This window comes from Methylobacterium sp. E-012, from assembly GCF_057836545.1.
This window is the reverse complement of the sequence record NZ_JBYQEY010000001.1, coordinates 4,966,212-4,983,624: the sequence shown is the minus strand read 5'-3', so window position 1 is coordinate 4,983,624 and position 17,413 is coordinate 4,966,212. Positions and strand designations below refer to the sequence as shown.

Annotated in this window: 15 protein-coding genes; 8 read left to right on the top strand and 7 right to left on the bottom strand. The window is 69.8% G+C overall.

All coding sequences use genetic code 11. From position 1 onward, the window contains the following. Positions 1 to 8: 8 nt before the first annotated feature. Positions 9 to 653 carry a monofunctional biosynthetic peptidoglycan transglycosylase gene (gene mtgA / locus AC3IF1_RS23765; RefSeq protein ID WP_243973496.1) on the bottom strand — a complete coding sequence of 215 codons (645 nt, stop codon included), beginning with the start codon at positions 651 to 653 and terminating at the stop codon, positions 9 to 11. A 162-nt stretch (positions 654 to 815) separates the two neighbouring features. On the opposite strand from mtgA, the gene AC3IF1_RS23760 reads away from it, so the two are divergent. Further along, the gene (locus tag AC3IF1_RS23760) at positions 816 to 1,787 is read left to right on the top strand and encodes a polyprenyl synthetase family protein (protein WP_489219605.1); all 972 of its coding nucleotides are present in this window, start codon (positions 816 to 818) and stop codon (positions 1,785 to 1,787) included. Between the two features lie 70 nt (positions 1,788 to 1,857). After that, entirely contained in the window at positions 1,858 to 2,199 is a 342-nt protein-coding gene (locus tag AC3IF1_RS23755) for a hypothetical protein (protein ID WP_489219604.1), read from the top strand. A gap of 15 nt (positions 2,200 to 2,214) precedes the next feature. Here AC3IF1_RS23755 and mmsB read toward each other — a convergent pair whose 3' ends face one another. The 4 genes from mmsB to AC3IF1_RS23735 form a co-directional block, all read right to left on the bottom strand. Next, positions 2,215 to 3,396, bottom strand: coding sequence for a multiple monosaccharide ABC transporter permease (mmsB, locus tag AC3IF1_RS23750; protein ID WP_489219603.1), 1,182 nt, complete (start codon positions 3,394 to 3,396; stop codon positions 2,215 to 2,217). Positions 3,397 to 3,452: 56 nt separating this feature from the next. After that, on the bottom strand, positions 3,453 to 4,988 hold the full coding sequence (gene mmsA / locus AC3IF1_RS23745) for a multiple monosaccharide ABC transporter ATP-binding protein (protein ID WP_489219602.1): 1,536 nt from the start codon (positions 4,986 to 4,988) through the stop codon (positions 3,453 to 3,455). Positions 4,989 to 5,171: 183 nt separating this feature from the next. Continuing rightward, complete coding sequence (gene chvE, locus AC3IF1_RS23740) at positions 5,172 to 6,182, bottom strand: multiple monosaccharide ABC transporter substrate-binding protein (protein ID WP_489220458.1); 1,011 nt, start codon at positions 6,180 to 6,182, stop codon at positions 5,172 to 5,174. 566 nt (positions 6,183 to 6,748) lie between these two features. Beyond that, positions 6,749 to 7,495 carry an SDR family oxidoreductase gene (locus AC3IF1_RS23735; protein ID WP_489219601.1) on the bottom strand — a complete coding sequence of 249 codons (747 nt, stop codon included), beginning with the start codon at positions 7,493 to 7,495 and terminating at the stop codon, positions 6,749 to 6,751. Between the two features lie 212 nt (positions 7,496 to 7,707). Here AC3IF1_RS23735 and AC3IF1_RS23730 point away from each other — a divergent pair, with 212 nt between their 5' ends. The 5 genes from AC3IF1_RS23730 (at position 7,708) to mutS (ending at position 13,993) form a co-directional block, all read left to right on the top strand. Beyond that, positions 7,708 to 9,441: a patatin-like phospholipase family protein gene (locus AC3IF1_RS23730; RefSeq protein WP_489219599.1), complete on the top strand. Its 1,734-nt coding sequence runs from the start codon at positions 7,708 to 7,710 to the stop codon at positions 9,439 to 9,441. 102 nt (positions 9,442 to 9,543) lie between these two features. Beyond that, positions 9,544 to 9,717, top strand: coding sequence for a hypothetical protein (locus tag AC3IF1_RS23725; protein WP_489219597.1), 174 nt, complete (start codon positions 9,544 to 9,546; stop codon positions 9,715 to 9,717). Positions 9,718 to 9,753: 36 nt separating this feature from the next. Continuing rightward, entirely contained in the window at positions 9,754 to 10,611 is an 858-nt protein-coding gene (locus AC3IF1_RS23720; RefSeq protein ID WP_489219596.1) for an alpha/beta fold hydrolase, read from the top strand. 235 nt (positions 10,612 to 10,846) lie between these two features. Beyond that, positions 10,847 to 11,140 (top strand): hypothetical protein, encoded by a 294-nt coding sequence (locus AC3IF1_RS23715; RefSeq protein ID WP_489219595.1) that lies wholly within the window; start codon positions 10,847 to 10,849, stop codon positions 11,138 to 11,140. A 135-nt stretch (positions 11,141 to 11,275) separates the two neighbouring features. Then, entirely contained in the window at positions 11,276 to 13,993 is a 2,718-nt protein-coding gene (mutS, locus tag AC3IF1_RS23710; protein ID WP_489219594.1) for a DNA mismatch repair protein MutS, read from the top strand. A gap of 251 nt (positions 13,994 to 14,244) precedes the next feature. On the opposite strand, the gene AC3IF1_RS23705 is transcribed toward mutS, so the two are convergent. Both AC3IF1_RS23705 and AC3IF1_RS23700 read right to left on the bottom strand, forming a co-directional pair. After that, positions 14,245 to 14,682 (bottom strand): response regulator, encoded by a 438-nt coding sequence (locus AC3IF1_RS23705; protein WP_489219592.1) that lies wholly within the window; start codon positions 14,680 to 14,682, stop codon positions 14,245 to 14,247. A gap of 62 nt (positions 14,683 to 14,744) precedes the next feature. Then, complete coding sequence (locus AC3IF1_RS23700) at positions 14,745 to 15,821, bottom strand: histidine kinase dimerization/phosphoacceptor domain -containing protein (protein ID WP_279598663.1); 1,077 nt, start codon at positions 15,819 to 15,821, stop codon at positions 14,745 to 14,747. Between the two features lie 204 nt (positions 15,822 to 16,025). Here AC3IF1_RS23700 and AC3IF1_RS23695 point away from each other — a divergent pair, with 204 nt between their 5' ends. After that, complete coding sequence (locus tag AC3IF1_RS23695) at positions 16,026 to 17,408, top strand: AmpG family muropeptide MFS transporter (protein WP_489220457.1); 1,383 nt, start codon at positions 16,026 to 16,028, stop codon at positions 17,406 to 17,408. Positions 17,409 to 17,413 lie beyond the last annotated feature (5 nt).

Genomic DNA, 17,413 nt, shown 5'->3' with positions numbered 1-17,413 from the left:
GGCGCCTGCTACCGCCGCAGGCACCCCGTCAGCCCCTCGACCTGACCCATCATCGCCTGGATCCGCGCGGCGCGGCGGCGCACCCCAGGGGAGGGGTGGCCGGCGCTGCGGGTGATCGGATTCGGCAGGACGGCGGCCAGGAGCGCCGCCTCGCCGCGGGTCAGCCGGCTCGCATCCTTGCCGAACCAGTGCCGGCTTGCGGCCTGCGCGCCGTAGATCCCGTCGCCCCATTCGGCGACGTTCAGGTAGATCTCCATCATCCGCCGCTTGCCCCAGAGGGCGTCGAGCGCGAGCGCCAGCGGGATCTCCAGGCCCTTCCGGATGTAGGATCGGCCGGGCCACAGGAAGACGTTCTTCACCGTCTGCATGGCGATCGTCGAGGCGCCGCGGCTCGGCGAATCCTCGTCCTCCACAACCTCGCGGATCGCCCCGAGATCGACGCCGTTGTCGAGGCAGAAGCGCTGGTCCTCCGAGGCGATCACCGCCTGCGGCAGCACCGGCGCGATCGCCGAGAGCGGGACCGGATCCCGACTGACCGGCTGAAGCGTCAACCACCGTCCGAGCATCAGGGTCGACGGCGGCATCATCGCGCTATAGACGAGCGCCAAGACGAGCACGAGACCGAAACCGGTGGCGGGGAGCAGCAGCAGCATCCCCACGACCTGGCGGACACGGCGGGGGCGTCGCGGGCGGGCGCGCGGGAGATCGCGTTCCGCCGCATCACCCCTGCCTTCGACCCCGCCCACCGTGATTTCGTTCCCGTGCAACAGACACGCGATTGGTTTTCGCAAGGCCAGGACCGGACGCAGCGCTCGATGACCCCGACCTCCTCAACGCAGGCTCAGACTGGTTCGGTCAAGACTGGTCCGCAAGCCGTCGACTTTACCCACAGGCTGACCGAGGTCGCCGGGACGGTCGAGACCTTCCTGGTGGAACGGCTCGGACCGGAGGTGGGCACCGGCGAGATCACCCGGCCGCCCCGACTCATGGCGGCGATGCGGCACGCGGTGCTGGGCGGCGGCAAGCGCCTGCGGCCGTTCCTCGCCATCGAGACCGCCCGGATGCTCGGCGGGTCCGAGGCGGCGGCGCTGGCCGCCGGCGCCGGGGTCGAGCTGGTGCATTGCTACAGCCTCGTCCACGACGATCTGCCCGCCATGGACGACGACGACATGCGCCGCGGCAAGCCGACGGTCCACAAGGCCTACGACGAGGCCACCGCGATCCTGGTCGGCGACGCCCTGCAGACGCTGGCCTTCGAGATCGTGGCCGACCCGACCTGGCAGCCGGACGCACGGATCCGGGCCGACCTCGTGCTCGGCCTCGCCCGGGCCTCGGGCCTCGGCGGCATGGTCGGCGGGCAGCTCCTCGACCTCACCGCCGAAGGCCGCTTCGGCACGGCCACCCTGGACGTGGACGACACCCTGCGGATGCAGGCGATGAAGACCGGCGCGATCCTGGCCTTCTCGGTGGAGGCCGGCGCGATCGTCGGGGGCGCCGACGAGGGCCAGAAGGCAGCCCTGCTGCGCTACGGTCTGGCCCTGGGCCAGGCCTTCCAGATCGCCGACGACATCCTCGATCGGGAGGCCTCGCCCGAAGCCATGGGCAAGGCCACGGGCAAGGACAAGGAGGCCGGGAAAGCGACCCTGGTCGACCGCCTCGGCCTCGACGGGGCCCGGGCCGAGTGCGACCGCCTCGTCGGCGTCTGCGAGGATGCGGTCGGCCCCTGGGGCGAGGGCGCCCGGATCCTGCGGGACGCCGCCCGCTTCACGGTGGCGCGCAAGACCTGAGGGCCGGAACCTCGACATTTGAGCGGATCGGTTTGACCGGGCCGCAACCGGGCGGCGCCGATGGAGAGGCGTGCCGTCCCGCGATCCGACATACCGTCTCCTGGCCGCCGGCTTCGGCCTCGGCGGTCTCGCTTATCTGATGAGCCGATCCGAGCCCGACCTGGACGACATCGTCATCGGCCTCGGCTGCCTGGTCCTCTGCGGCGGTTTCTCGGCCATCGCACCCGCCAAGCGGCCTGCGCAGGTCGAGACCCTGCCACCGGAACCCACCGGTCGAGCGATCGCGAGCGCGGAGGTTCCGAAATCCCATCGGCTGCTCCGGATGGAGGTCCCGCAATCGGCCTCGCGCCTGCCGGAGGCACCCGCCCACCGGCGGCGCGACGGCGATCGGCGGCCGCCGGGGCAGTCGTGAGCTACGCCGGCTCGGTCAGGCCCGGTTGTTCTTGTTGTAGACGTCGAGGCAGACGGCGGCGAGCAGGACCACGCCCTTGATCACCAGCTGCCAGTCGCTGCCGATGCCCATCATCGACATGCCGTTGTTCATGATTCCGATGATGAAAGCGCCGATGACGACACCCGACACCTTGCCGATGCCGCCGGCCGCTGAGGCGCCGCCGATGAAGCAGGCGGCGATCGCATCGAGTTCGAACCCAACGCCGCCCTTCGAATTCGCGGTGTTCAGACGGGCGACCAGGATCAAACCGGCGAGGCCCGCGAGCGCGCCCATGTTGGCGAAGGTCAGAAAGGTCAGCCGCTCGGTCTTGATGCCGGACAGGCGGGCGGCCTTGACATTGCCGCCGAGCGCGTAGATCCGCCGCCCGATCGTCGTCCGCGTGGTGACGAACTGGTACAGCATCACCAGTGCGAACATCACGAGCAGCACGTTGGGCAAGCCGCGATAGTCGCTCATCTGGTAAGCGAAGGCGAGGATCACGATCGTCGTCACACCGTTGCGGGCGAGGAACGCCGCCGGAGAATCGGCCGGGCCGCCGTTTCTGACCCGCGCCTGCCGGCGGCGCCAGTTCAGGCCAACGAGCGACATCGTGAGTCCGAGAGCGATCAGAACCGCGGTCCAAGGCCCGGCGAAATTGGCGAGGAAGCCCTTGGAGAGCGCCTGAAAGACTTCCGGGAACGGCCCGACAGAGGCGCCCTGCAGGAGCGCCTGCGTCAGACCGCGGAACACCAGCATGCCGGCCAGGGTGACGATGAAACTCGGGATACCGAGATAGGCCACGAAGTAGCCCTGCAGCCCGCCGATCGCGGCGCCCACCACCAGGCACAGGACGGTGGCCGTCAGCGGATCGACGCCGAACCGGACCATCAGCAGCGCCGCGAGCGCCCCGACGAAGGCGACCACCGAGCCGATCGACAGATCGATATGCCCGGCCACGATGACGAGCAGCATCCCAAGAGCCATCACCACGACGTAGCTGTTCTGCAGGACCAGGTAGGTCAGGTTCAACGGCTGAAACAGCACGCCGCCGGTCGTGTACTCGAAGAACAGGGTGATGACGGCCAGGGCGAAGACCAGCCCGTATTCGTGCAGCTGCGCCGTCGGGAGGAAGCCGCGCCAGGATCGAGGCGCGCTGCGGGGCTCACTGGCAGCCATGGGGCCTGATAGTCCTTCGCTCACGGGGATCATGGGGTTGCGCACAGTGGAGTCGGTCATCCGTTCAGGTCCTTGGAGCGCATGATCGCGCGCATGATCGCTTCCTGGCTGGCCTCGGCGCGGGGGAACTCGCCGACGAAGCGCCCCTCGTTCATGACGTAGATCCGGTCGCACAGGCCGAGGAGTTCGGGCATCTCGGACGAGATCATCACGACGCCCCGGCCCTCGTCGGCCAGTGCGTTGACGATGCTGTAGATCTCGTACTTGGCGCCGACATCGATGCCGCGGGTCGGCTCGTCCAGGATCAGCACCTTGGGCTCGGTGAACAGCCACTTGCTGAGCACCACCTTCTGCTGGTTGCCGCCCGACAGGTTCACCGTCTGCTGGGACACGCCGAAGGAGCGGATCCGCATCTTGCTCCGATAGGCGCTCGCGACCCGGTGCTCCAACGCCTCGTCGATCACCGCGGCGGTGGAGACCCCCGGCAGGTTCGCCAGGGTGGTGTTCTTGGTGATGTCCTCACCCAGGACGAGGCCGAGCTGCTTGCGGTCCTCGGTGACGTAGGCGATCCCCGCCGCGATCGCCCGGTCGATCGTCGAGACGTCCACCGTCGCGCCGTCGATCCGGACGGTGCCGCTGATGCCCTGTCCGTAGGACCGCCCGAAGATGCTCATGGCGAGCTCGGTCCGACCCGAGCCCATCAGGCCGGCGATCCCGACGATCTCGCCCCGGCGCACGGTCAGGCCGACCCTGCGCACCACCGCCCGGTCGGGATGGATCGGGTGGTGGACCGTCCAGTCGCGCACCTCCATCAGGAGGTCGCCGATCTTCGGTTCGCGCACCGGATAGCGGTTCGCCATCGTGCGCCCGACCATGCCCCGGATGATGCGGTCCTCGTCCACCGCCTCGCTCCGGCAGTCGAGGGTCTCGATGGTGGTGCCGTCGCGCAGGACGGTGATCCGGTCGGCGACCTTCGAGATCTCATTGAGCTTGTGCGAGATCAGGATCGACGCGATGCCCTGGTCCTTGAAGTTCAGCAGCAGCTGCAGCAGCGCCGCGCTGTCCGTCTCGCTCAGGCTGGCGGTCGGCTCGTCGAGGATGAGCAGCTTGACCTTCTTGGACAGGGCCTTGGCGATCTCGACGAGCTGCTGCTTGCCGACGCCGAGATGGGTCACCAGGGTGTCGGGGCTCTCGTGGAGCCCCACGGTGGCCATGAGCGCGCGCGCCCGCGCGTAGACCTGCTCCCGGTCGATGATGCCGAACCGAGCCGGCTCGTTGCCGAGGAAGATGTTCTCGGCGATCGACAGGAACGGCACCAGGGCCAGTTCCTGGTGGATGATCACGATGCCCAGGCGCTCGCTGTCGGAGATGTCCCGGAAGCGGCCCGGATGCCCCTCGTAGACGATCTCACCCGCATAGGAGCCGTGCGGATAGACTCCGCTCAGCACCTTCATGAGCGTCGACTTGCCGGCGCCGTTCTCGCCGACCAGGGCGTGGATCTCGGCGGGCGCGACCGTGAGGTTGACGTCGTTGAGGGCCTTGACGCCGGGGAACGTCTTGGAGATCCCCCGCATTTCGAGGACGGGCTGCATGCGACCCCTTCAGGCTCGGCCTGCACAGATGTGGCTGCGCCGGTGGGATGCCGGCTCAGGATTCAGGGCACCGTCCCGAAAGGTGGCCTTCGGCGTTCGGGACGATGCGGATCGGGAAGCGGGCGCGGCGTGCCGGTTCCGCGATCCGGCACGCTGCGGGAGGGGCCGGCGCCGACCCTACGGTCACTTCAGCTGTTCGAGGGTGTAGTAACCCGTATCGACCAGGGCCGACTTCCAGTTGTCCTTGGTGACGATCACCGGCGTCAGCAGGTAAGACGGGACGACCTTCTTGCCGTTGTTGTAGGTCTTCGAATCGTTGATCTCGGGTTGCCGGCCGGCCTCGATGGCGTCGATCATCGCCACCGTGACCCTCGCCAGCTCGCGGGTATCCTTGAAGACCGTCGCGGTCTGCTCGCCCGCGATGATCGACTTGATCGATTGCGACTCGGCATCCTGGCCGCTGATCACCGGCAGCTTGAGCCCCCCGGACCCATAGCCGAAGCCTTTCACCGACGAGATGATCGCCGTGGAGATGCCGTCGTAAGGAGAGAGCACCGCGTCGAGCCGGGCATTGCCGTAGAAGGCCGAGAGTAGGTTATCCATCCGGGCCTGGGCGGTGGCCGAGTCCCAGCGCAGGGTCGAGACCTTGTCCATGCCGAACTGGCCCGACCGCACCACGAGCTTCTTCGCGTCGAGGTACGGCTTCAGCACCGACATGGCGCCGTCGTAGAAGAAGTAGGCGTTGTTGTCGTCGGGCGATCCGCCGAACAGCTCGATGTTGAACGGTCCCTTGCCATCCTTCAGGCCGAGCGCATCGACGATGGACGTCGCCTGCTGTACGCCGACCTTGAAGTTGTCGAAGGTGGCGTAATAGTCGACGTTCGGCGTGCCCCTGATGAGCCGATCGTAGGCGATGACCTTGACGCCGCGCTCACTGGCCTTCGACAGCACGTCGCCCAGGGTCGTTCCGTCGATCGAGGCGACCACGAGAACCTTCACCCCCTTGGTGAGCATGTTCTCGATCTGCGCGAGCTGGGTCGGGATGTCGTCGTCGGCGTATTGCAGGTCGGGCTTGTAGCCCTTGGTCTGCAGCAGCTTCACGATGTTGTTGCCATCGTCGATCCAGCGCTGGGACGACTTGGTCGGCATGGCCACGCCGATGGGATCGCCGTTCGCGGCCTGCGCCGACGGCATGGACACGCCGCCCAGGAGCGCGGCACCGAGAACCAGCTTGAGAAACCTCTTCTTGGCGAACATGATTCCCCCCGTCCGTGTTGTCGTGCCGGTGACGGCGTGCAGGCTACCGAACCCGCCGCGTCATCCCTGTCTTTCGGCACTGTCAGATCGTGATCTTGGAACCTCACCTACAGGCCCGCGCGTTTTGACAGACGAATATGGAAATTCGCCGCCCGATTTGCTGAGTGCGCGATCCGATAATCTGTCAATGTCTTGCAACATCACGGCCGCACTAAGCGGTCCGTGGCGGCATGGCCGCTCAGTCGGCGTGGAGGTGGCGTGATCCCGCTCCCAACTCAGGCTGGGTTGGCCCCGCCCGCTCTTCGTTGTCGAATTTGTATGAGTTATAGATCGAGCCGTCAATCGCGTCTCCGCGCCTATGGTGCGGATCGCCACGACAAATGCACAGCCGGCAACGACGCCGTGCGGCTTGGCGCCGGATCGGCGCGGAACCGGCACCCACTGTCGCGCGGCCGAAACCTCGGATCCGGGCGCGGCGCGCGCCGGCGCCGACCGGCCCCCGCTCAGCCGCGTCCGACGAACGGCATCTTGGTGGCCATGATCGTCATGAACTGGACATTGGCTTCGAGCGGCAGGCTCGCCATGGTCAGCACCGCCTGGCCGACATGGTCGGGATCCATCACCGCCTCGGCGCGCAGAGACCCGTCCGCCTGTGGGACACCGGCCTTCATCTTGCCGCCCATCGGCGTATCGGCGTTGCCGATGTCGATCTGGCCGCAGGCGATGTCGTAGGCACGCCCATCAAGGGACGTGGCTTTTGTCAGACCCGTGACGGCGTGCTTGGTCGCGGTGTAGGCGATCGAGTTGGGTCGCGGGGCATGCGCCGAGATCGAGCCGTTGTTGATGATGCGTCCGCCCCGGGGATCCTGGTCGCGCATGATCCGGAAGGCGTGCTGCGTGCACAGGAACAGCGCGGTCAAGTTGGTGTCGACCACCTGGCGCCAGGTCTCCAGCGGCAGGTCCTCCAGGGGCACCGCCGGAGCGCCGATCCCGGCATTGTTGAACAGCAGGTCGAGGCGCCCGAATCGATCCCGGGTGCGGGCGAACAGGCTGGCGATCGACTCGGGATCGGTGACGTCGGTGGGAACTGCGAGGGCGCGGTCGCCCCCGATCTCGACCGCCGTCTCTTCGAGGGGGGCCGGCCGACGCCCGGACAGCACCACGTGCCACCCGGCGCCGGCGAGCGCCAGGGCGGCGGCCTTGCCGACTCCCGTGCCCGCCCCGGTCACGATCGCGATCCGCTCCGACATCGGTTCCTCCCGGCTGTTCTCCGGTCCGCCTGTACCGGATGGCGGCCACCGCGCGAAGGGATCGGCGTTTCAGAAGCCCCGCGCGGTCACGGAGAAGGCCTGGCGGAGCCGCTGCGCTATGTTGGCCTGAGGCTCGCGAATGGGGGGACCGAGACGATGCGCCTGCGCCCGGCGGCAGGACCGCCCGCGACCGTGGATCCGGCGGTGCGGCGGTGAACGCGCCCGAAATCCCGTTCCTGGCCGGCTTCGATGCGGAGGCCGGCGCGGCCGTGCGCGCCCACATGGTACCGGTCGCGGTGCCGGCAGGCCGGATCCTGTTCGAGCAGGGTGCGACCGGCGACGCGCTCTACACGCTCGTCTCCGGTGCCGTCGGCGTCTCGGCCCGGGACCACAACGGGGTACCCACGCGGATCGCCCGCCTGCGGCCGCCGGCGATCTTCGGCGAGATGGCGCTCCTGTCCGACGCCCCCCGGGCGGCCACGGTGATCGCCCTGCGCGACACGCACCTGCTGCAGCTCACCCGCAGCGCCTTCGAGGCGGTGATCGCCGAGCATCCGCAGACGCTGCTCTACTTCGCCCGGATGCTCGCCGACCGGCTGCGCGCGCTCTACGACGGCTACTCGGTCCACCACGCACCGCGGATCTTCACGATCCTGGCGGTCACCGAAGGGCCCGACCCCGAGATCCTGGCCCGCCGGCTCGCCGCCGCCTTCGACGCGCTCCTGCCCGGGGAGACCGGCTGCCTGACCGACTGGCCCGGGGGCGCCGACGAGGCGTGGTTCCAGGCCTTCGAGGCGCGGCACGCGCGCACGATCCTCGCGGCGCGGAACATCGACTGCCCCTGGTGCCGGCAGAGCCAGCGGCGGGGGGACCACGTGCTGCTGCTGGCCGAGCCGGGAGCGCCGCCGCGGCCGGGCGCGGCGGCCTATCTTGAGCGGGTGCGCTCCGACTGGATCCGGATGGATCTCGTCGTCCGGCAGGACGCCGCGGCGCGGCGCCCGAAGCCGGTGCATCCCGCCGTCGCCGCGCTGCCCGCGGCGCTGCGCATCCAGCTCCGGGACGGCCGGGCGGCGGATCTCGATCGCCTGGCCCGGCTCGCCGCCGGCGCCGCCCGGGGGCTCGTCCTCGGCGGCGGCGGCGCCCGGGGGCTCGCCCATCTCGGGGTGCTGAAGGCCCTCGACGAGGTGTCCTGCGCCCCCGACTTCGTCGGCGGCACCAGCATGGGTGCGATCATCGCGGCGAGCCTCGCCATGGGCTGGAGCATTGCGGAGATCCAGGCCCAGACCGAGGCCTTCTTCGCGACCAGCAACCCGATCAACGACTACACGCTGCCGCTCCACGCCCTGACCCGGGGCGCCAAGGTCGATGCCGGACTCGCCGCGCGCTACGGCGGCGCGCGGATCGAGGATCTGTGGCTGCCGTTCTTCTGCGTCTCGTCCAATCTCACCACCGGCAGCACGATGGTGCATCGCGCGGGGGCACTGACGCAGGCCCTGCGCGCCAGCATCGCCATCCCGGGGCTGCTGCCGCCGGTGATCTGCGACGAAGGCGTGCTGGTCGATGGCGGCATGATGAACAACCTCCCGGCTGACGTCGCCGCCGACCTGGAGCGCGGGCCGGTGCTGGCCGTCGACGTCGGCAGCGACCGGGCCTTCCAGGACATGCCCCGGCGCGGCTGGACCGGACGCCTCGTGCGCAGGCTCATCGGCTCGCCGCCGGCGATGCCGGGGCTCGCACCGCTGCTGCTGCGCGCCGCCACCGTGTCGAGCGACGCCCAGAGCCTGATGGCGGCCGCCCACGCCACGGTCGTCTTGAAGCCCCAGCTCTCCGGGATCGACCTGCGGGCCTGGTCGCGGTTCCAGGAAACGGCCGAGCTCGGCTACCAGGAGACCCGTGCGGGCATCGCCGGCGGCAGCCTCGCCCGCTGGTTGGATCCCCTGCGGTGATCCGTCCGCGTGCGACAGCGCACCCGGACGCCACGCGGCCCTGTAACCCGCGGGGCCGTGCGCCGATCTCCCGAGTACAGACGGCCCTTGGAGCTCGACGCCATGACCCTGCCCGACACGATCCGCACCGACGCCCCGCCCGCCGCCGATCCCGCCCGCGGTCTGCTGGAGGGAGCGGCCTTCGTCCTGCTCTGCCTGTGGACCCGAACCTCCCCGGTCCGCCTGCGCGACCAGCTCTCGCCGGAAGCCGGTGCCTGCGCCACGCTCGGCTTCTGACGGGACCGCCCCCGGACAGACGGAGTATCGACGCCGATGGATGTCGCAGGTGTCACCTTTCGCCGGGTCGCGCTACCCGGGCTGAGCCTGAACGTGGCTGAAGCCGGCCCCGCTTCGGGTGCGCCGACGATTCTGCTGCACGGTTTCCCGGAATTCTGGTACGGCTGGCGCCACCAGATCGGCCCGCTCGCCGAGGCGGGCCTGCGGGTCCTGGCGCCGGATCAGCGCGGCTACGGCCTCAGCGACAAGCCGTCCGGCATCGAAGCCTATCATCTGGACCGGCTGGCCGGCGACGTCCTCGCCCTGGCCGACGCCTACGGCTTCGCAGAAATCCGGTTGGTCGGCCACGATTGGGGTGGGATCGTCGCGTGGTGGCTGGCGAGCCGGCATCCCGACCGGATCGCGCGGCTCGCCATCCTGAACGCGCCGCATCCCGCCATCGTCGGCGACTACATGCGCCACCATCCCGGCCAGTGGCTGCGCAGCTCCTATGTCGGCCTGTTCCAGATCCCTGGCCTGCCCGAGCGCCTGCTCACCGCGGATCGGTGCCGGGCCCTGCGGCGCGCGCTGACCAACACAAGCCGGCCGGGGGCCTTCGCGGCCGCCGATCTCGACCGCTATGTCGAGGCCTGGCTCCGGCCCGGCGCGATGACCGCCATGCTGAACTGGTATCGCGCTCTGGTTCGCCTGCCCCGGGCGACGCCACCGCGGGTCCGCGTCCCCACCTTGATCCTCTGGGGGCGCCAGGACACCGCGCTGCAGCCGGGCCTGGCGGAAGCGAGCCTGGCCTTCTGCGACGCCGGCCGGATCCGCTGGTACGACCGCGCCAGCCACTGGCTCGCGCATGAGGAGCCGGCCTCGGTCAACGCCGATCTCGCCGACTTCCTTGCTTGAACGCCGCTCCAGTAGAGGGGCAGAGGATCCGGCACAGTCGAAATGTGCCGTGGCTTGCAGGTCCTCTTCTAGTCTCGGAAGCGTCGAAGGATCGGGCGCGGTGTACGTGCAGGACGATCGATTAATCCTGCATTCAGAATAAATTCACTTCTGCGTTCTCAGCGACATTCCGGAACCTTTCGATCACTTTCCCTTTGGGTGGGTGCTCATGAGAGCGTTCCGGAGATACGCGACGATGTCTTTCCACACCCTGATGACTGCGGGCTTCGTCTTCGGCGGCATCATGGCCGCCACGGCGACCGCCCAGGCCGCTCCGGCCCTGCCACAGTCCGGCCTGGCCGGGCACGACTTGGTCGAGACCATCGCGATGCATGACCATCACCGGATGCACCGCCATCATTCCACCCGCCACGAGCGGCGGATGCGCCGCCTCAACACGATGCGCCACGGCAATCCGAACGCGCGCAATCCGTCGCGGCCCGGCTATCAGCAGCAGCTCGGCAACACCACCGGCGGCCCGCGCTACTGAGCCTCAGGATACGGGTACGGCGCCGCGCTCCTCCGCGAGCGGCAGCCTGCGATCATCCACCGCCGCGGCGGCTTCTCCCCAGCCGCGTCGGTGTACGCGTCCTGATTCGCGGACGCCGCTCTGCTAAGAGGCGTCATGGCTCGAACCGCCGTCCGCCCCGCCGCCGATATCACGCACGCCCCCGGCCTCGACCCGGCCGGCGCCACGCCGATGATGGCGCAATACATCGAGATCAAAGCCGCGAATCCGGATTGCCTTCTCTTCTACCGGATGGGCGACTTCTACGAGCTGTTCTTCGAGGATGCCGAGATCGCCTCCCGGGCGCTCGGGATCGTCCTGACGAAGCGCGGCCGGCACGCGGGGACCGAGATCCCGATGTGCGGCGTGCCGGTCGAGCGCTCCGACGATTACCTGAATCGCCTGATCGCCCTCGGGCACCGGGTCGCCGTGTGCGAGCAGACCGAGGATCCCGCCGAGGCCAAGAAACGGGGCCCGAAATCGGTCGTGCGCCGGGAGGTGGTGCGCCTCGTCACGCCGGGCACGATCACGGAGGACCGGCTCCTCGATCCGGCCCGGGCCAACCTTCTGCTGGCGATCGGACGCCGCAAGACCGGGGAGGGGGTGGTCGCCTACGGTCTGGCCGCCGTCGACATCTCCACCGGGCGCTTCGCCCTGAGCGAGGTCGCGGGTGGCGATCTCGCCGGCGCCATCGCCCGGCACGACCCGCGGGAGATCGTCTTGTCGGAGGCGATCCACGCGGATCCCGCCCTGGCGCGGCTCTGGCAGGAGAGCCGCGCCGCGATCGTGCCGCTCGCGCAGGCGGAACTGGAACCGCAGGCGGCCGAGCGGCGGCTGCGCGAGCAGTACGGCGTCTCGACCCTCGACGGGTTCGGCCAGTTCACCCGGGCCGAGATCGCGGCCGCCGGTGCCGCGCTCCTCTACATCGCCCGGACGCAGCTCGCGGCGCGGCCGACCCTGGCGGTCCCGACCCGCGAGGATGCGGGCGGGACGCTGGCGATCGACGCGGCGACCCGGCTCAATCTCGAACTCACCCGCACCCTGTCCGGGGAGCGCACCGGCAGCCTCCTCGCCACCATCGACCGCACCGTGACGGCCAACGGGGCACGCCTGCTGGCCGAGCACCTCGCCGGTCCGCTGACCCAGCTCGAGGCCATCGCCCGGCGCCATGCCGCCGTGGTGCATCTCGTGGACGATGCCGCCCTGCGCGGCGGCCTGCGCGACGCCCTGGCCCGGGCCCCCGACCTCGCCCGCGCCCTGTCGCGGACCGGACTCGGCCGGGCGGGACCGCGCGATCTCGCGGCGATCCGGGACGGCCTGGCCGTGGCGGCGGAACTCGGGGGGCGCCTGTCCGCCATCCCAGCCCTGCCGGAGGATCTCGCCCGGCTGGCCGGCCACCTCGCCGCGGCCGATCCGGAGCTGATCGCGACGCTGACGGCGGCCCTCGCCGACGACCTTCCCCTCAGCCGGAGGGACGGCGGCTTCGTGCGGGCCGGCTACCATGCGGAGATCGACGAAGCCCGCATCCTCGGCCAGGATTCCCGCAAGGTCGTCGCCGCCCTGCAGGCGCGCTACGCCGAGCAGACCGGCTGCCGGACGCTGCGTATCAAGCATAACAACCTTCTCGGGTACTTCATCGAGGTTCCGCAATCCGTCGGCGAAGCCTGTCTGAAGGGACTCCAGAGCGACTTCGTCCATCGCCAGACCATGGTGGACGCGATGCGCTTCACCAGCGTCGAACTGGGCGCGCTCGAATCCAAGATCTCAGGGGCCTCCGACCGGGCGCTGGCCCTGGAGGCGGCGGTGTTCGACGACCTCTCGGCCCGCGTCCTCGCCCGGGCCGACGCCGTCGCCGAGGTTGCCGAGGCGCTGGCCGGCCTCGACGTGGCGGCGAGCCACGCCGAACTCGCGGTCGAGCTCGACTGGCGCCGGCCCGTGGTCGACGATTCGCTGAGCTTCGTCGTGGCGGGCGGGCGGCACCCGGTGGTCGAGGCGGCCCTGCGCCGGGCGGGGGAGCCGTTCATCGCCAACGATTGCGACCTCTCGGGCGAGACCCGCGGCCGGATCCGGCTGATCACCGGCCCCAACATGGGCGGCAAGTCCACGTTCCTGCGCCAGAACGCGCTGATCGCCGTGCTCGCCCAGATCGGCGCCTTCGTGCCGGCCGCCGAGGCGCGGATCGGGCGGGTCGACCGGCTGTTCTCCCGGGTCGGCGCCGCCGACGACCTCGCCCGGGGGCAATCGACCTTCATGGTCGAGATGGTCGAGACCGCCGCGATCCTCAATCAGGCGAGCCGCCGCTCGCTGGTGATCCTGGACGAGATCGGCCGCGGTACCGCGACCTTCGACGGCCTGTCCATCGCCTGGGCCTGCCTGGAGCACCTGCATGAGGTGAACGCCTGCCGGGCGCTCTTCGCCACGCATTTCCACGAGCTGACCGCTTTGGGCGACCGCCTCGCCCGGCTCGAGAACGCCACCCTGAAGGTGGCCGAGCACCGGGACGGCGTCGTGTTCCTGCACGAGGTCGTGCCGGGGGTGGCCGAGCGCAGCTACGGCCTTCAGGTGGCCCGCCTGGCCGGGCTACCGGGCAGCGTCGTGACCCGGGCCGGGGCGATCCTCAAGAGTCTGGAGAAGGCCGAGCGCGGCCGCCCCGCCCGAGCCCGGATCGACGACCTGCCACTCTTCGCCGCCCTGGCGCCGCCTCCGCCCCCGGAGGCGCCCCCCGAGGATCCCCTCGGGGCGATGCTCGACACCATCGATCCGGATGCGCTGACGCCCCGGGAGGCGCTGGATGCCCTCTACCGGCTGAAGCGCGAACGGGAGGGACGGGGCTGAGGGGTTCGCCTCTGACACGTCGCGGTTGGAGAGCGGGAGCGGCCGATCGCGCCTATACTCGCCGCTGCGGACCCACCGGATTTACATATCGCTGCCGGATGAGGGCAATGATCGGACGCACGCGTGGGTCTCCGCTCCCGTCCGAGGGAAGGGAAGTGGTTTGGTAGTCCCGGGCTGCGCGTCTTCTCGATCAGCCCAAGAATCGTCCCTCGCAGACGGTTCAGTGCCGCCGCACCCCTTTGACCCGGACCTCAGACCGGTGCGGGCCAGAACCCGTCCGGACAAGCCGGCTCGCCGCGGCCGGCGCGCCGATCCGCCACGTAGTCGAGGGTGCTGGCCACCACGCGCTCGGAATAGGGCTTGGCGATCACCCCGATGGCGCCGGCGAAATCCTTGGGAATGCGCTTCGCGTTGGCGGTCATGAACACAACGGTGGTGCGCCGGTCCTGCGAGAGCGCCCGGGCGACCTCGATGCCGGTCGGGCCGTCGATGAGATGAATATCCACCAGCGCGACGTCGGGTGCGGTCGAACGGCCCATGGCGATGGCCTCGGTGGAATTTCCGGCGATGCCCACCGTGATATGGCCAAGCTCGTCCAGCAGGCATTCGAGTTCGAGCGCGATCAGCGCCTCGTCCTCCACCACGAGGACGCGGAGCGCGGCTTCCAACGCGGCGTTCCCGGTGCCCATGCGTTCTCCGTGTCACCGTGCTGTGGACGCCGCCGCAAGCTTGGAGCGTTCACACGCAAGACTCAAGACACGGACTTCAGCGGGATATCGATCTCCACGACGGTGCCCGGTCCGGCATCCGCCCAGGCTATGGTTCCGCGCATCTGCCGCACAACCATCTCCACGAGATTGCGCCCGAAACCCGCCGGATTGGGCGACACGGCCGCCAGCCCGACCCCGTCATCGCGGATCGTCAGGTGCATGCCGCTCTCCGTCCGCCGGGCGGCGATCGAGACCCGCCCCTCGCGGGCGTCCGGGAAGGCGTGGCGCAACGCATTGGCGGTCAGTTCGTGGATGAGCAGGGCCAGCGGCGCCGCCATGGCGGCCGCCACCGCGATCGGCTCAACGTCGGCCTCGATCCGCCGCACTTCCGGATCGAGGCCGGCATTCATGTCGGCCAGGAACTCGGCCGCGAAGTCGCCGAGGTTGAAATGCGCGCAGTCCCCCTCGGAATAGAGCAGCCGGTGCGCCGTCGACAAGGCACCGATGCGCTCGGCCATGTTCTGAAGCGCGTCGCGCGCCTCGCCCTCGGGCGTCCGGCGGGCCTTGAGCAGCATCAGCGATGAGATCACCTGCAGGTTGTTTTTCACCCGGTGATCGACTTCGTGCAGCAGGGCGGTCTTCTGCTCCAGGGCTGCGCTCAGGGCATGCGTGCGTGCCTCGACCAGGCGTTCCAGCTCGCCGGTGGTGTCACGCATGGTGTCTTCGAGCTGATGGACATAGGTCATGTCCGCCTGAGCGGCGTAGTAGAACGCCACGCCCTCCGTATCGCTCACCGGCGTGATGGTCATCGCGTTCCAGAACGGCGTACCGTCCTTGCGATAGTTCAGCAGTTCCACCGAGATCGGTTCCGCCACCTGAATCGCAGCGCGGATCCGCTCGACGGCGGTTCGGTCGGTCGCAGGGCCCTGAAGCATGCGGCAATTGCGCCCGACGACCTCCTGCAGGCCGTACCCGGTAACCTGCAGGAACGCGTCGTTGGCCCAGGCAACAGGGTTGTCCGGCGCGCGCGCGTCGGTGATCACCATCGGCGACGGGCTTCGAGCGAAGGCATCGACCAGCGTCGCCGGCGGCAGGGCGGGCTCGGACCGGGCACTCAACGCATCATTCCATACTCTGTGCAGCGACGTGGGGGTCCGCCGGCGTCTCCTGCACGCCGCGATCCCCCGGTGGTGGACATCGCGTTAAGCGGCGTTCGATCAAGCCTCCGGCAAGTGGCATCACAATCCGGCGAGACGCTCCGCGGCGCAAGGTTGCCACGATTTCGCGAGATCAAGGCCATGAGGGCTCAGGAGTTCCATGCCATGGGCAACCCACCACAGGCGATGCGCCGCTTCCGCCTCCGCGACATCGTCGAGGATCGGCGCATCGCGCTGATGCTCGCGCTCGGATTCTCGTCCGGCCTGCCGCTGCTGCTGGTGCTGGGGACCTTCACGCTCCGCCTCGCCTTCTCGGATATCGACGTGCGGGCCATCGGGCTGTTCAGCTATGTGGCACTGCCCTACTCGCTGAAGTTCCTGTGGGCCTCGGCGATCGACCGCCTGGACGTGCCTGTCCTGAGCGCCCGGCTCGGACGCCGCCGGGCCTGGATGGTCACGACCCAGGCGGCGGTCGCCCTGTGCCTCGTCCTGATGGCCTTCGCCGACCCGAAGACGAACCTCGCGCTGCTGGGGCTCGCGGCCTTCCTGATGGCGTTCTGCGCGGCGAGCCAGGACGTCGTCATCGACGGCTGGCGCATCGACGCGGCGGGCAGCGACTTCCAGGGCATCCTGGCGGCGACCTCGAACCTCGGCTACCGCCTCGGCCTGATCGCCGCGGGCGCGGGCGCGCTGTTCATCGCCGCGGCCGGGGGCTGGACGCTGGCCTACCTGATCATGGCCGCGCTCATGCTGGTGGGGATGGTCGCGGCGCTGCTGGCGCCGGCCTTCGACGTCGCCCGCGCAGCCCCGGCGGAGACCGCAGGCGGCTCGCGGATCGGGTCGATTCGCCGCGCCATCCTGGAGCCCCTGACCGAGCTCCACGCTCGCTTCGGGAACGCCCTCTGGGGCATCCTCCTGCTCGTGGCCCTCTTCCGCCTGCCGGACTTCCTGTCCGGGGTGATGGCGAGCCCGCTCTATCGGACCCGGGGCTTCGACCTCCGGGAGATCGCCACCGTCACCAAGCTCTACGGAATCTGGGTGGGGATCGCGGGCGGTTTCGCCGGCGGTTGGGCGCTCGCCCGACTCGGGCTTTTCCCGACATTGCTCCTCGGCGCGTTCCTGGCCGCGGCCTCGCACCTCGCCTTCGCGTGGCTGTCGGCCGGCGGGCCGGAGGTCTGGCGCCTGACCGTGGCGATCTCCGTCGAGAATTTCTGCGGCTCCTTTGCGGGCATCGTGCTGATCGCCTACATGTCGAGCCTCACCAGCAGGGCCTACGCGGCGACGCAGTATGCGCTGTTCTCGTCGCTCTACGCCCTGCCGGGCAAGCTGATCGCGGGGGCGTCGGGCTTCGTGGTCGCGGCGATCGGGTATCCGGCCTTCTTCGTGATAACATCGCTGGTCGGCATCCCGGTGCTGGCCCTCTGCCTCGCCGTTGGGCGCCGCGGCACCCGGCCGGCCGCCGAGGCGGCGCGGGCCGCCGACATGGCGGGGAACCGCATGCCGGGCGCCGAGCTTCCTTCCACGGCGCGGGCCCCGGGCACCGCGTGACCGGA